The sequence below is a fragment of the Aliiglaciecola sp. CAU 1673 genome (assembly GCF_029223185.1).
Classification (GTDB): domain Bacteria; phylum Pseudomonadota; class Gammaproteobacteria; order Enterobacterales; family Alteromonadaceae; genus Bowmanella.
In genome coordinates this window covers 140,259-155,950 of record NZ_JARHUG010000005.1, presented here as the reverse complement: position 1 = coordinate 155,950, position 15,692 = coordinate 140,259, and the positions used below count along the sequence as shown (strand labels likewise).

At 50.3% G+C, this 15,692-nt stretch carries 11 protein-coding genes; 5 read left to right on the top strand and 6 right to left on the bottom strand.

Annotation, left to right across the window (positions count from 1 at the left end):
• Positions 1–14: 14 nt before the first annotated feature.
• The 4 genes from P2G88_RS06500 to aroQ all read right to left on the bottom strand — a co-directional run bounded on the left by P2G88_RS06500 (position 15) and on the right by aroQ (position 3,601).
• Positions 15–1,217: a methyltransferase gene (locus P2G88_RS06500; RefSeq protein WP_275794984.1), complete on the bottom strand. Its 1,203-nt coding sequence runs from the start codon at positions 1,215–1,217 to the stop codon at positions 15–17.
• 91 nt (positions 1,218–1,308) lie between these two features.
• Positions 1,309–2,655 (bottom strand): acetyl-CoA carboxylase biotin carboxylase subunit, encoded by a 1,347-nt coding sequence (accC, locus tag P2G88_RS06495; RefSeq protein WP_275794982.1) that lies wholly within the window; start codon positions 2,653–2,655, stop codon positions 1,309–1,311.
• A 13-nt stretch (positions 2,656–2,668) separates the two neighbouring features.
• Positions 2,669–3,139: an acetyl-CoA carboxylase biotin carboxyl carrier protein gene (gene accB, locus P2G88_RS06490; RefSeq protein ID WP_275794980.1), complete on the bottom strand. Its 471-nt coding sequence runs from the start codon at positions 3,137–3,139 to the stop codon at positions 2,669–2,671.
• Positions 3,140–3,157: 18 nt separating this feature from the next.
• On the bottom strand, positions 3,158–3,601 hold the full coding sequence (gene aroQ / locus P2G88_RS06485) for a type II 3-dehydroquinate dehydratase (protein WP_275794979.1): 444 nt from the start codon (positions 3,599–3,601) through the stop codon (positions 3,158–3,160).
• A 370-nt stretch (positions 3,602–3,971) separates the two neighbouring features.
• Between aroQ and P2G88_RS06480 the strand changes: the two genes are divergently transcribed.
• Complete coding sequence (locus P2G88_RS06480; protein ID WP_275794978.1) at positions 3,972–8,534, top strand: EAL domain-containing protein; 4,563 nt, start codon at positions 3,972–3,974, stop codon at positions 8,532–8,534.
• Here P2G88_RS06480 and P2G88_RS06475 read toward each other — a convergent pair.
• Together P2G88_RS06475 and cutA are read right to left on the bottom strand one after the other, a co-directional pair.
• Positions 8,514–10,325 (bottom strand): protein-disulfide reductase DsbD, encoded by a 1,812-nt coding sequence (locus P2G88_RS06475; protein ID WP_275794977.1) that lies wholly within the window; start codon positions 10,323–10,325, stop codon positions 8,514–8,516. The two genes, P2G88_RS06480 and P2G88_RS06475, sit on opposite strands and share 21 nt — an antisense overlap.
• Positions 10,322–10,639 carry a divalent-cation tolerance protein CutA gene (cutA, locus tag P2G88_RS06470; protein ID WP_275794976.1) on the bottom strand — a complete coding sequence of 106 codons (318 nt, stop codon included), beginning with the start codon at positions 10,637–10,639 and terminating at the stop codon, positions 10,322–10,324. The genes P2G88_RS06475 and cutA overlap by 4 nt, the downstream gene beginning before the upstream one ends.
• Before the next feature lie 165 nt (positions 10,640–10,804).
• On the opposite strand from cutA, the gene P2G88_RS06465 reads away from it, so the two are divergent.
• From P2G88_RS06465 to groL, 4 genes are all read left to right on the top strand, one after another.
• Entirely contained in the window at positions 10,805–11,311 is a 507-nt protein-coding gene (locus tag P2G88_RS06465) for an FxsA family protein (protein ID WP_275794975.1), read from the top strand.
• 69 nt (positions 11,312–11,380) lie between these two features.
• Complete coding sequence (gene ggt, locus P2G88_RS06460) at positions 11,381–13,036, top strand: gamma-glutamyltransferase (RefSeq protein WP_275794974.1); 1,656 nt, start codon at positions 11,381–11,383, stop codon at positions 13,034–13,036.
• A gap of 221 nt (positions 13,037–13,257) precedes the next feature.
• Positions 13,258–13,551, top strand: a complete 294-nt coding sequence (locus tag P2G88_RS06455) for a co-chaperone GroES (RefSeq protein ID WP_275794973.1) — start codon at positions 13,258–13,260, stop codon at positions 13,549–13,551.
• A gap of 52 nt (positions 13,552–13,603) precedes the next feature.
• Positions 13,604–15,241, top strand: a complete 1,638-nt coding sequence (gene groL, locus P2G88_RS06450; RefSeq protein WP_275794972.1) for a chaperonin GroEL — start codon at positions 13,604–13,606, stop codon at positions 15,239–15,241.
• Positions 15,242–15,692 lie beyond the last annotated feature (451 nt).

Genomic DNA, 15,692 nt, shown 5'->3' with positions numbered 1-15,692 from the left:
TTGATGGCAAAATTTCAAGCATCTGCCGACGAATTCACTGACTTTTTCGCCCTGATAAAGAGGTTGCGAGGGCTGACCTGGCGTTCGCAAAAGGTCATCAGCTCCACTTGGTAGCCTTCCTCCTCCAAATAGAGACAGCGATCTAACACCAGCCATAGCTCCAGGGCTCGACGAAACTGATGCTGTACCCATTCCATTCTTTGTATCTGCTTGGCTCGGACTTGGGCGTGCTCGAACAAAGAGGGCAGCTGCTCCTCCCGGGGAGCGGGCAATTCTTTTTGCTTGGCGGCCCATTGGCAAAATGCCAGCACATCCTCTTTTAATAGTGAGTGGGGGACGGGAGGGACGTTTAAATAGCTATTACTGTTATTTACCTGTCGTTGCCAATTATCGAAAACCAATCGGTATAGGCGCTCTGTTTGACGCCTTTTAGTGTCTCTGCTTGTTGCGGTGACCGTTTCCTGCACGGCCAGTCGAAGGTCGCTGCGAGAAAGGGTAAGTGTCGAAGTCTGGCCGGCTTTGCTGAGAGGGCAATACTGGGTATCTGGAATCAGTTGATAGCAACAAGGCGATAGACAAATCTGGCTGCTGCCATGGCGTGCAGCCTGTCTGAGCATCTCGATATGTAACTGACCGCAGGCATGCAATGCTGTTACTGTGTGTGTATTGGCAAAATGTGGACTGGTGTTTTGAGTCAGCACATTGGTACAGGCAAACTGTTGCTCAATTTTCACCTTATGAGCCAGCTGCTCGCCTTCCTGGCAGAGGGAAGACTGCCACTCCAGCGACAAAACCGGACGCCGATCACGCCAACCCAATACGCGGCCAAGATGCCCCTTTCCCGCACACCATTCCAGAAGTGGCTCCTGACTTTCGGGAACCAGTGAACTGAAACGACTGATTTGCTGCCATTTCCTGCCTTTTACCGCTGTTTTCAGCCAAAATGGTGCTTCTAAGGCTTCTCCGGCCATGGGTAGGGAGAGTAATCCGGGCAGGTCGGCTAAAGCCGCTATAAATGGCTGGCAACGTTGCAGTGCCTGTCCGGGATCTTCTGCCCACTGATACAGTGATTGGTCCGATTGCTGTTCAAGCCAGCTGCATAATGAAGGATGAATCTCTCGCCAGGGATAGTCATGCTGTTCAAAAGGCTGGAACTGCCAATACAGGCGGTGCTGTTGCAGCAAGTGATCAATTTGGACAAAACGCTGGGTGAACATGACACAGGCTGGCAGCTAAAAGCTGATATTCTGAGTGTTTGGCAAGCAAAAGAAAAGGCGCCGAAGCGCCTTTATCAGATAAGCAATTGGCTTACTTGTGAATGCCCAGTTTCTTTTCCAGATAATGGATATTGGTACCACCATTACGGAAGTTTTCATCAGACATAATCAGCTTTTGCAGCGGCACATTGGTTTTGATGCCGTCGATGACCAACTCATTTAGCGCATGACGCATGCGGGCGATAGCCACATCGCGACTTTCACCATAGGTGATCAACTTCCCGATCATGGAATCATAATTGGGTGGTACGGAATAACCCGCATAGATATGAGAGTCCCAACGCACACCCAGACCGCCGGGCGGATGAAACATTTCGATCTTGCCGGGTGACGGTACAAAACGCTCCGGATCCTCGGCGTTAATCCGGCATTCGATAGCATGGCCGCGAATTTGGATCTGCGACTGGTCGATAGCCAAAGGCTGGCCGGCGGCGATACGTAGCTGCTCTTTGATCAGATCCACACCGGTGATCATCTCTGATACAGGGTGCTCAACCTGAATACGGGTATTCATCTCAATAAAGTAGAACTCACCGTTTTCATACAGAAACTCGAAGGTACCGGCGCCGCGATAACCGATTTCGATACAGGCGCGGCGGCAACGATCGCCGATTTTCTCGCGCATTTCGGCGGTAATCCCTGGTGCAGGGGCCTCTTCCACCACTTTCTGGTGGCGACGCTGCATAGAGCAGTCACGCTCACCTAAATGAATGGCATTCCCCTGTCCGTCTGCCAATACCTGGATTTCCACGTGACGAGGGTTCTCCAGGAACTTCTCCATGTACACCATGCTGTTGCCAAAAGCGGCACCGGCTTCGCTGCGGGTCATGGCGATGGATTTCAGCAGTTCGGCTTCGCTGCGTACTACACGCATACCACGACCACCACCGCCGCCAGCGGCTTTGATGATAATGGGGTAGCCAATTCGCTTGGCAATGGCTTTGTTCTTGGTTTCATCGTCGCCCAAGGGGCCATCTGAGCCCGGTACACAAGGTACACCGGCCTTTTTCATGGCGCTGATGGCGGAGACTTTGTCACCCATCAAGCGAATAGTGTCGGCCTTAGGACCGATAAATACGAACCCACTGCGCTCTACTTGTTCGGCGAAGTCGGCGTTTTCTGCCAAAAAGCCGTAACCAGGGTGAATGGCGATGGCGTTGGTCACTTCGGCCGCTGCAATAATAGAGGGGATATTAAGGTAGCTCTGGGTCGCCGGGGGACCACCGATACAAATGGATTCATCCGCCAGCAATACATGCTTAAGGTTACGATCCACTGTCGAGTGCACCGCCACGGTTTTAATGCCCAGCTCTTTGCAGGCGCGCAATACCCGCAGTGCAATTTCACCACGGTTGGCAATCAGTACTTTATCCAACATATTGGTGGCCTATTTATTCAATTACGAACAGCGGCTGGTCAAACTCTACTGGCTCCTGGTTTTCTACCAGGATTTGCTTCACTACGCCGGCCTTGTCTGCTTCGATTTGGTTCATCATCTTCATCGCTTCGACAATACAAAGGGTGTCGCCAACGCTGACTTTGTCGCCCACTTCCACGAAGTTCTTCGAGCCTGGGGCCGATGCACGGTAGAAGGTGCCAACCATGGGGGAGCGCACAATGTGACCGCTTGGCTCTTCACTGGCTTTGGCCGGTGCAGCAGCTTGTGCTGCAGGAGCGGGGGCCGGTGCAGCAGCCGGGGCCGGTGCAGGTGCGGCATATTGCATGGGCATAGGCGCGTATTGTATTGGTGCGCTGCCGCCCCTGTGAATACGAACCGACTCTTCGCCTTCGGTAATTTCCAACTCAGCAATGCCCGACTCTTCCACCAACTCAATCAATTTTTTAATTTTGCGAATATCCATCTTTATTCTCTCTAGTTTCTATTTGTGATGTTCTTGGCAGTACTTCAGCGCTGCCTGTAAAGCGAATTCGTATCCTTGGGCGCCCAATCCACAGATCACGCCTTTGGCGATATCCGACAAATAGGAGTGTTTGCGAAAGGCTTCCCTGGCATGCACATTGGATAAATGCACTTCAATAAAGGGGATCGCCACGCCAGCGAGCGCATCACGAATGGCAATGCTGGTATGGGTAAAAGCACCTGGGTTGATAATAATAAAGTCCACCACTCCCATGGCTTGTTGAATAGCATCAATCAGCTCATGCTCTGCGTTGGATTGCTTGTGGCTTAAGTTAATACCCAAAGCCTGAGCCTGCTTCTCCAGCCCCTCAACAATATCCTGCAGGCTTTGGTACCCATAAATATGGGGTTCACGCCGGCCTAGCAAGTTTAAGTTGGGACCATTTAGTAATAAAAAGTTCACGAAAATGCGCCGAATTGTGGCTAAAAAGCCATGTTCATCTATTTATAGCAGGATTTCGAGTTTTATTTCTGGCCGCTGCTCGTAAATTAACCGCTCACTAGTCAGTTGGCTAGCTATTATAGATAGTGGCGATTAAATCTCAGCAAAATACTGGTCTTATCAGCGACGTTTGAGACAATTTTTCAAAAACGTTCATGCCAGGACGATAGGCTCTGACTTTGCTGATACTTTTTTACTCAGTAGTATGCTTGTTACGCAATGTAAGCATGCTAAACTCGAGGCCTTTGTATAGGCTTGAAAAGATTATGTCTATTGCCGACAAGCCAGGAATACCAAGACTAATCAGAGAAGCTGAGCACCTCAGATATTCATGAAGTACCTTACCGCTATCTATTGGCTACTCCTTACCTGTTGCTACATGTCGGCAGCTGTTGCTATGCCGGAGTTCGACGATCCCAAACTGCGCCGGGTGTCTTCAGAAGAAGGCCTGTCACAAAGCACTGTAAATGCTTTGTTGGAAGATGATCAGGGATTTCTGTGGATAGGCACTGAAGGTGGGCTGAACCGTTTCGATGGTTACAACATCAGGCAAATCAACAACACCGAAATCAATATCGCCGAAAGCATTATCCAAAGCCTGACTAAAGGGCCTTCTGGGACCATTTGGATTGGAACCATGAGCAAGGGGCTGCTCGAGTTCGATCCCAAAAGTGGGCAATTGCAGCAGCATTTGCTGCGTTACTCTCCAGAAGATGAAGAGGTACCTCAGGGCATTGTTGATGTAATAGCTGAATCCTCTCATAAGCTATGGGTGGCGACGGATTATGAGGTGCTACTGTACGACCCAAGGCAGGGTAGTTATGAGATCGTTTTCACTCTACCTCGTGATCTGCGACTAGGACGCAACATCATCCGTGCAATTCAACCTCTGAACGAGTATCTGTTGGTGGGGTCTTCAGAGGGCTTGTTTATTGTTGATACAAAGACCAACAGTTTTACCCAAATGGCCTTTCTGGAAAATCCGGAGCAGTGGGTTGACAGCCGTAATGTAAAAGCCTTTTATCTCGACAAGTCAGGTGGGCTTTGGATTGGCGCTGTTGGTGGTTTGTTTCATTTGACAGCAGAACAGCTTAAGCAGCACTTAGAGCTGGCAAAAGATGCGCCTTTTGCCGGTAAAAAAGTGATTCGCAATATCTGGCAAATCTTACCCGACGACAACAATTTACTGCTGGCAACGGATATTGGTCTTTTTCGTTACGATGTGGCTAAGGAAACCGCCACACACTTGTTGCAACTGAAGGACTCCCATTACCCAGTCTCAGATGACGATATAAAGAAGATGCTGTGGGATAGTCAGGGCAACCTCTGGCTGGCGAGTAAGGCCGATGGTGTCTTTATGTGGTCTCCTATTTCTGCAAATTTTGTCAATTTACATATTAATTCCCGCCCCAATCGGCGGCTCAGCCAAGACACCGTTTGGAAACTTCGATGTGATAAGGACGGCAAGCTGTGGATTGGTACTCAAAATGGCTTAAACCTTTACGATGTTGCGACAGACAACGTCACACAGTATCTGGTAAAGGGGCAGGAAGATGGCAACTATGAAGAGTATGGGGTCAACGGTTTGCTTCATGCTGGCGAGGGTTATCTTTGGTTAGTGGCGGATACAGGCCTTAAGCTTTTTAACAAGGCTACCGGCGAAGTGAGTGAGCCTTTAGCAGCTACCCCCGATGTACAAAATATCCTCAAAGGTTATTTGTATGGTGTCATTAAAGATGATGAAGGCAACCTCTGGTTTGCTCACGCAAGGGGCTTTTTCCGCTATGAAGTAAAAAGCGGCGAACTTGTCTCCATCGACGTTCTGAATAGCGCACTTTCAACTGCTTTATCTAATGGTTTTATTGGTTTTCTTCCTACTGACCCTGACAGCCTGCTGGTAGGTATGGCAGGGGAAATGTGGGCCTATAACACTAAGCAACAACAAGTCAAAAGAATACACCAGGTAGAAGGAGCGCAGGGGCAATACAATATGACTCCTGAGCCACCTTTACTGGATGATCACGGCATACTTTGGGTGGCCTACTCAACCCTGGGTTTATACGGTCTTGATGTGAAAACCCTGGAGACGAGGTTTTTCTTCGATCGCGGCAACCTGTTGCCGTCCAATTACATCTATGGCTTGCAGCTAGATGGTCTGGGCAACATGTGGATGAGTAGCCATGCAGGATTGTTGCGCATGGATTTGGAAACCCATCATTTTCAACGTTTTACCGACAAAGACGGTCTGGCGACCAATGAATTCAACTCCATGTCGTACGCGCGTCTGGCTGATGGTCGATTTGCTTACGGCTCAATGAAAGGTGTGACGATTTTTGATCCGGCTAGCCTGTTGGACAAAGAGCTGAGGAAACCCAAGGCGGTGATCACTGAGGTAGAGGTGTCCACCAAACCCAATGGTATGCCCTTTGGTAATATAGAAAATACCGAGATCCTGCTCGATCACGATGATGTGGGGCTGACCATTAAGTTCTCTACCCTGCAATACGGTATGTTGGCGCAAACTCAGTATCGTTACCAATTCATGGGTAAGAGCAATATCTCCTTTCCGCCCAGCACCCGTAACGAAGTCGCGGTGCCCAAACTTAATCCAGGCTTGTATCACTTTGAGGTGACGGCCACCGATCCTATCTCCGGTTTGCAGAGTGAACCCGCACGACTGGATATCCGGGTCAAGTATGCACCTTGGAACTCTCCGTTGGCTTACACCTTTTATGGTTTCATGGTTCTGTCCCTTGCGTGGTTATGGCGACATAAGAAGCGTCAGCAAGAAGAGGAACTGCTGGAAGCCCATATAGAATTAAAAACCAGTGAAAGAAGACTGCAATTAGCGCTTCGGGGTGGTAATAGCGGTATCTGGGACTGGCAGGCAGATAGCAACAATATGTACCAGCCCAGACTCAAGGACGAATTAGGCTATGGTGATCAGGAAAAGATTAATTTTGACGATTTTATTGCCAGGATTCATCCGTTGGACAGAACGGCGTTTGAGGCGGACTGGTCCAGGTTTATCAGCGGCCAGCAGGAGAGCCTGGATGTCAGCTATCGCTTGAAAGGACAAGACGATGCCTGGAACTGGTATCGCGATCTTGGAAGAGTGGTTGATCGCGATCAAGACGGACAGATTCTGGCCGTAAGCGGTACCTTCACTAACATTACGCAAAATCGGGTCAGCGAAGAAAAAGCCAGATTATTTGGCGAAGCCTTCCGCCACACCCGTGACTGGGTATTGATCTTTAACGCCGATGCTTTGCCGATTGCTGCCAATCAGGCTTGCTGTGAATCCCTGGGCTTAGATCCTGAACAGGAACTGCCTGCGCAGCTGCGCAGACGTTTTACTAAGGATGCCATTGAGGCTTATCAGGAAAAAATGATGGCCTTGAATCCCGGAGAGCATTGGCGCGGTGAAGAGGAGGTGCTGGGTAATGACAGCCGCCTGCACCATCTGATGATCAAGATTAATGCGGTTGCCAACGAGCAGAACGCCATCGATTATTTCATTGCCGTGATGACCGATATCAGCGAACAGAAAGCCGCGCAGCGGGTGCTGAAGCAGATGGCCAATTATGACAGCCTGACCGGCTTACCCAACCGCAACTTGCTGCTAGATCGGATCCAGCATGGTATTGAACATGCCACTCGCCGCCGCACCAAATTGGCTGTGTTCTTTATTGACTTGGATAAGTTTAAGCAGGTCAACGACACCTTGGGTCACGATGCCGGAGATCAATTGTTGCTGGATGTCGCCAGCCGTCTTAAATCCGCTCTGCGGGTAGATGATACGGTCGGGCGTCTCGGCGGGGATGAGTTTCTGGTTGTGATTGAAGATTTTGTGGATGAGCTGGATCTCAGTGCCCTGGCAGCCAAGATCATCAGCGAAGTAGATCAGCCTATCCAGATTGGCAATAACCAAGTGGGAGTGTCTGCCAGCGTGGGTATCGCGGTATATCCCGATGATGCCGATGAAGCCAGCGACTTACTTAAGTTCGCCGATATTGCCATGTATCACGCTAAAGGTGGTGGTCGTAACCGCTATCAATATTTCACCGAGGCCATGAACCAACAAGCACTGGCTAAAGTGGGTATGGAAAATCGCCTGAAACAGGCCCTTAAGCGCAATGAATTTGTAAACTACTACCAGCCGATTATTGATTTGGACAGTGGGCAAACCCTGGGATTCGAGTTGTTGTTGCGCTGGTTCCCGGATGGAAAATTTGTTTCGCCCGGGGAATTTATTCCCTTGGCGGAAGAGTTGGGATTAATAGTGCCGCTGACCTGGCAGGCCATGGAGCGTGCTGCCGAAGATTTGGCTGCCTGGCATACAGCGGGCTGGTCACCTTTCCTGTCGGTGAATATCAGCGCCAGACATTTTGAATTGGGGATCTCCGTAGAGGAGATCACCTCTATACTGCATCGTCACCGATTGCCGCCTTCAGCCTTAAAGCTGGAAATTACGGAAGGCGCGTTGATGCACGATCATGAATCGGCGCGTCAGTGCATGGAGAGCTTGTATGAAAGCGGCCTGCGCTTTGCGTTGGATGATTTCGGGACCGGTTATTCGTCGCTTAAGTACCTTAAGGCCTTTCCTATCGACATCATTAAAATCGATCAAAGCTTTGTGCATGATATCGGCATCGACAAGAACGATGAGGCCATCATTATCACCATGATGCTGATGGCCCGGAGCCTGGGTATGGAATGTGTGGCGGAGGGTATTGAGACAGCTGAGCAGGCCCGCTTCCTATTGGATCAAGGCTGCAGCAAGCAGCAGGGTTATCTTTACTCCCGCCCCGCCCCAGCAGGCGATGTTCGTTCGCTGCTGGAGTGTGATTGGAGAGAGATTATTAACAACCAGTTAGAGCGGCAAAGTGGCTAAGTGCTGGGCGAACTTGTCGGCCTTCATAAATCCAGTTACCCGTGCTGACGCCAGCTCATTGCCTGCGGCATCGAAGAACAGGATAGTGGGCAAGCCGAGTATGGCGAAGGTCTCCTGAAACTCCAGGCTTTGTGGTGTGTTGTCGGTAAGATCAATCTGCATCAGCACAGTATTAGACAGCTCCTGTTTCACAGCCGGATCAGGAAAAGTGTATTTTTCAAACTCCTTGCAGGCCACACACCAGTCCGCATAAAGATCTATCATTACCGATTTGCCCTGAGCATTGGCTTCCCCCAGCTTTTGCTCAAAATCAGCCAAATCCTTGACCCGCATAAATTTTACCTGATGCGCGCTATTACTCGCCTGGACAGGTGTGTCTGACTGGAACTCCGCTACCACTCTTCCGTAACCCCACATGGCAGACATCAGCATGCCCAGGAATATCAGCATGCTTCTTACGCCTTTCCAGAAGCTGGTTTGGCTTTCCTGGTTCATGATCTGGTAGTAGGTGAACAAGGCCAGTAGGGTTGCGGCCCAGGCGAGATTGGTATACAGGTTTTCGACCATACGTTCGACGATGAAAAGGGCCGCCGTGAGCAATAAGAAGCCAAAGGTCACCTTAATGATATTCATCCAAGCACCAGCCTTTGGCAGCAAGGCGCCGCCGGATGTGCCGTAGGCAATCAGCGGTGCACCCATACCCATGGCCAGCACATAGAGCGCCAGGAATCCCAGGGATAAATCACCAGATTGGGCAATAAACAGCAACACCCCGGTAAGAGGTGCAGTAGTGCAGGGCGATGCCACCAATCCCGACAAGGCGCCCATTACGAAGACGCCCCAATAGTTGCCCCGCTTTTGTTGGTTGGAGAGGCGATTAAGTTTCTCCTGCCATTTCGCGGGTAGCTGCAGTTCCCACAGGCCAAACATGACAAGCGCCAACAGCACAAATACCAGGATCACGACCAGCAACACATAGGGATGCTGCAACGCACTTTGCAATTGCATGCCAAACAGCGCCACCAGAACCCCTAACAAGGAGTAGGTCAGTGCCATTCCTTGCACGTATGCAAAGCTCAAATTAAAGCCGCGCAGTGGAGTGAGGTTTTGTCCCTTCCCAACGACTATTGCCGACAATATGGGATACATGGGATACACACAGGGCGTAAAGCCCAGGCCAATACCCAGTACAAAGAGTAACCCCAGTATCAACAGCAAACTGTGCTGGGGATCGCTGAGCATTTGATTGAGACGGAATTGCAGCGATGCTTCTTGTTCTGTATCTGAGTGCGCAATATCGCTGACGGAAGAAGCGTTGGCTTGCGCCGATTCGTTGCCCTTGGCACCCGCCACTTCATTCAGATAAACCACTTTGGTCGTGGCGGGATAACACAGGCCTGCCTCGGCGCAGCCCTGATAACGAACCTTAACGACGCCATCTTTTTCCGACCACTGAATAGGATATTGAATATCCACTGCGTCAAAAAATACATCAGAGACGCCGAAATATTCGTCCTCTATTTGCTTAGCTGGTGGAAATTCAGGTTCGCCTAATTCAACGCCTTGCAGTGCGGTCTTAAATTGTTTTTTGTAAAGGTAATAGCCCTCTGCAATCTTCCAACTGAGTACCAGTTGATTGCCATCTTGTTTAAAGTCAAACACAAAGGCTTGGTCCACTGGCAGGAATTCGGGCTCGTCACCGAACAGTTGATTCAGGTCCTGAGCGAAGCCAGGCAGGGCTGCAAAGAGAGAGACACACAAGGAAAACAATAGGGCTTTTATATATTTCATTTTGTACAACTTGTAATCCAATTCAAATAATCCTGACCACCGCCGGCAATATCCAGTACCAGCCACTCCGGCACATCATAAGGGTGCAGGCTTAACACCAACTTATATAATGCATCTGCCAGATTTTTTTGGGTTTTAAACAACATCTGCACTTCTGCATCTTGTTGCACCTGCCCTTGCCATACGTACCAGGATTCCAGCCCGGGGATCAGATTAATGCAGGCAGCCAACTTCTTCTCCAGTGCTTTGGCGGCAATGATACGGGCAATCTCCTGATTTGGACTAGTGCACAGAATCAGACAATGTTCGGGCATGAGCTAAGACCTCAACAGGCTAGATTTTCTTTCGTTGGCCCCGCACATCGCAGAGCTAAAAGTGGCTACTGGCGTTGCACTTTGTAACACTAATAGCCTTGGGATTGCTATATTGGCCCAAACTAATAGGTATATGAACTTCGCTATTGTGGGAGACCCTGTTAAATGGGGAAAATTTTGTTTTTATTGTTTGTGCTGATACCCATCGCGGAGATTGCCCTGCTGTTGGAAGTGGGAGAGCGCATCGGTGGCTGGGAAACGATCGGCCTTATCTTGTTGACTGCTTTTATCGGTGCTGCATTGGTCCGTCATCAGGGGATGAGCACATTGTTTGAAGCAAGGCGACGGATGGATATGGGCGAAGTGCCGGGTCAGCAAATGGCAGAAGGTATGTTGTTGTTGATAGCTGGGGTATTGCTGGTCACGCCAGGTTTTGTCACAGACGCTTTCGGCTTTTTGCTGGTATTGCCTGTTACCCGTCCTTTGTTGGCCAGAGCACTGTTGTCAAAAATGCAACTTCAGGTAGTGCAATCGGCCTCGGTACGTTATGGCGAGCATGTATATCAGTCTCGCGCCGGCGACAGCCACCGCACCTTTGAGGGGCAGTTTGAAGTAAAAAACGGCCGTGATGACAAGGATGATGAGCCTCCATCGCAGTTGCCCCCGCGCTAGCGATTGGCTTGTTCTTCGCGAATGACTTAGTTAACGTAGAAAAATACGCTCTGCTCGCCAAGGAAATCTATGTCCCGTCTGCTCGTCCTCTTTATCTCGATATGTTGGTCGTTTTCGGTTGTCGCCGGTCAAGCTGCTGTGGCCATGCCAGACAGCTATAGTGCTAAAGCGGCAGCCAAGGTATTGGAAGAGGGCGGAAACGCTGTGGATGCTTCTATTACCGCCGGTTTTGTACTGGCGGTGACTTTACCTGAAGCAGGCAACCTCGGCGGTGGTGGCTTTATGTTGTTTTATCAGAACAACAAAACCGATTTCCTCGATTATCGTGAAAAAGCCCCGCAAAAAGCCCATCGGGATATGTATTTGGATGACAAGGGCGAGGTGCAAACCGAAAAGCCACTCTACGGCATTCTTGCTTCCGGTGTGCCTGGCTCGGTGATGGGATTATGGCAAGCCCATCAAAAGTACGGCAGTTTACCCTGGGAACGCTTGGTGCAACCCGCTATCGAATTGGCGGAGAACGGCTTTATTCCGCACAAAAAATTGCAGGCTTATGTGCAGGAATATCTGGATGAAATTGAAGCGGCCCCCCATGGCCGCAACTTCGCCAAATATTTTGCAGCACTCACAGGCGGACAACGGTTTAAACAACCAGAACTGGCAGCCACATTGACACGCATTGCCAAACAAGGACCCAAGGATTTCTATGAGGGAGAGACAGCCGATAAGCTTGTCAGCTTTATGCAACACCACGGCGGATTGATAAGCAAAGAAGACTTAAAGCAATATCAGGCACAATGGCGTACGCCGCTGCAAAAGTCTTGGCGCAGCTATGAGGTGGTATCGGCACCGCCGCCAAGTTCAGGTGGCTTGGTACTGCTGCAAATGCTGGCGATGCTCAGTGACAAGATCGATTGCCTGGAAGATGTGGCGCATAACTCTACCCGCTATGTGCATTTACTGGCTGAATTGGCTAAACCTGCCTTTGCCGATCGCGCTGAATATATGGGCGATCCGGACTTTTATCCTGTGCCGGTGCAGAAATTACTGGATGATGCCTATCTGGCAGAGCGCGCCAAACTGATCAATCCCATCAAGATTTCTGAGACCGAGGCCATAAAGCCGGGGTTGCAAGAGAGCGAAAACACCACTCACTACTCGGTGGTGGACAAATGGGGCAATGCGGTGGCGACCACCACCACCCTGAACCTGTCTTTTGGCAGCGGCATGGTGGTGGAAGGTGCGGGTTTCCTGCTTAACGACGAAATGGATGACTTCAGTGCCAAACCCGGCGTACCCAACTATTTCGGCGCGGTGGGTAAAGATGCGAATGCCATTGCCCCCGGTAAACGTATGCTTTCCTCTATGACCCCTACCTTGTTGATTAAAAACGGTCAGGTACAGATGGTTACCGGTTCACCGGGAGGTACCACCATCATCAGCTCCGTTTATCAGTCCATCCTTAACCGTGTGTTATTCAATATGGATGCGCAATCGCTGGTGGATGCGCCCAGAGTGCATCATCAGTTGCTGCCCAAAAACACCATTCGCCATCATCCCAAGCTGGATAAAACCGTTCAGGATGGCCTGGTAAAAATGGGTTATACCTTGGACGCCCGTCGCTTCGGTGACTTACAGGTTATCGTGCGTGATGCCGACGGCGCGCTTGCTGCGGCATCGGAAAGCAGTGGTCGCGGCCTCTCTATGGTTGTTGAAACGAAATAACCGGGTAGGAACGCTTCGGTCCTGCCTGTCTGACCTCAACAGCCATCAGCAGATAAAAATTTTTTCGATTTTTTTGCTTGATGACCTTGAGTTCCTGAGCGCCACCCCCATCTAGGCAGTCAGCAAAGAATAGGGCGCTTCGGTAAATGCCGTGGCGCCACAACTTACCCGAGCGATCGGGGCCTATCATTCTATATTTGGCAATTTCAGGAGATCTGAGAATGAAAATCCGTCCTTTACACGACCGTGTGATCGTCAAGCGCAAAGAGCAGGAAAGCAAATCTGCTGGCGGTATTGTCCTGACTGGCTCTGCAGCCGAAAAGTCTACCCGTGGTGAAATCATTGCCGTGGGTAACGGTCGCATCCTGGACAATGGCGACGTAAAAGCGCTGGACGTTAAAGTTGGCGACATCGTGATCTTCAACGATGGCTATGGCGTGAAAACCGAGAAAGTAGACGGCCAAGAAGTGCTCATCATGAGCGAAGGCGACATTCTGGCGGTGGTTGAAGCCTAATCGGCTCTCCCTTTTCACTTAGCGAATTAACTGTATTTAGAGGAAGAAAAACATGGCAGCGAAAGAAGTTCGTTTTTCCGATGATGCCCGCAATAAAATGCTTAAGGGCGTTAATATCCTGGCCAACGCCGTTAAAGTAACCCTGGGTCCTAAGGGCCGTAACGTTGTGCTGGAGAAATCCTTCGGCGCCCCCACCATTACTAAAGACGGTGTCTCTGTAGCCAAAGAAATCGAGCTGGAAGACAAGTTCGAGAACATGGGCGCGCAGATGGTTAAAGAAGTCGCGTCCAAGGCTAACGACGAAGCCGGTGACGGTACCACTACCGCCACAGTGCTGGCTCAAGCCATTGTAACCGAAGGTCTGAAAGCGGTTGCCGCCGGTATGAACCCAATGGATCTGAAGCGCGGTATCGACAAAGCCGTTGTGGTTGCCGTTGAAGAGCTGAAGAAGCTGAGCGTTGATTGCGCCGACAGCAAAGCTATCGCTCAGGTGGGTACTATCTCTGCCAACTCTGACGAAGAAATCGGTAAGATCATTGCCGACGCTATGGACCGCGTAGGTAAAGAAGGTGTAATCACCGTTGAAGAAGGCCAGGCTCTGCAAAACGAGCTGGACGTGGTTGAAGGTATGCAGTTCGACCGCGGTTACCTGTCTCCCTATTTCATAAACAAAGGTGAGACCGGCACCGTTGAGCTGGACAACCCCTTCATCCTGTTGGTAGACAAGAAGATCTCCAACATCCGTGAAATGCTGCCCACTCTGGAAGCCGTTGCCAAGGCCTCCAAGCCGCTGCTGATCATTGCCGAAGATGTGGAAGGCGAAGCCCTGGCCACTTTGGTAGTGAACAACATGCGCGGTATCGTTAAGGTTGCTGCGGTTAAGGCTCCTGGTTTCGGTGACCGTCGTAAAGCCATGCTGCAGGACATCGCTGTTCTGACTGGTGGTACGGTGATTTCTGAAGAAATCGGTCTGGATCTGGAAAAAGCCACGCTGGAAGATTTGGGTACAGCCAAGCGCGTTGTCATCAACAAAGACAACACCACCATCGTTGACGGTGCCGGTGAGCAAGGTGCTATTGAAGCCCGTGTTGGTCAGATCCGTGCACAAATCGAAGAAACCACTTCTGACTACGATAAAGAGAAGCTGCAAGAGCGTCTGGCCAAGCTGGCCGGCGGTGTTGCCGTGATCAAAGTCGGTGCTGCTACCGAAGTGGAAATGAAAGAGAAGAAAGCTCGCGTTGAAGACGCCCTGCACGCTACCCGCGCCGCCGTTGAAGAAGGTGTGGTCCCTGGTGGTGGTGTAGCCCTGGTTCGCGCTGCCTCTAAGGTTGCCGAGCTGAAAGGCGACAACGAAGACCAGACTCACGGTGTGAAACTGGCCCTGCGCGCCATGGAAGCTCCTCTGCGTCAGATCGCGTCTAACGCCGGTGCAGAGTCTTCTGTTGTAGTGAACAAGGTTAAGGCCGGTCAGGGTAACTTCGGTTACAACGCCGGTAACGACACCTACGGTGACATGCTGGAAATGGGTATCCTGGATCCTACCAAGGTAACCCGTTCTGCCCTGCAGTTCGCGGCGTCTATCGCCAGCCTGATGATCACCACCGAGTGCATGGTAGCTGAGATGCCAAAAGATGACGCTCCTGCTATGCCTGATATGGGCGGCATGGGTGGCATGGGCGGTATGATGTAGTGCGACGAGAGTCGCTTAGGTTGCTAGCCTAACAGGACTACCTCAGGGAGGTTACTTTTCGTAACCTCCCATATTCCTGTAAAAATAGTATTGACAGCCATGGTTATATTCTGATTTTATAACTATACGCTTCTACCCTTTAGGTAGAGATCGTTGCTTTAACGAAGCGTCAACCTTAGCAGCCTTTTTGGCCTTTCTTATTACACTCAAATCTCCTTTTTGGAGGTTAAGTGTATGTCAAAAATATAATCTTCGTTTCTAGAAGATTTCAATCTGGTTCTTTGGTTAGTTATTAACGTTATGACTTCCCACATTGCGAACCGCATGACTACATTTAGTCTATCAATCTTGTTTAGCCTTAGATTCTGACTATCTCGGTTTGTGGGTTTTTTTCCACATAATTGGGCGTCAATTTCTACTGCTACTCTTCGCTTTTTGCGCTTTTTGCGCT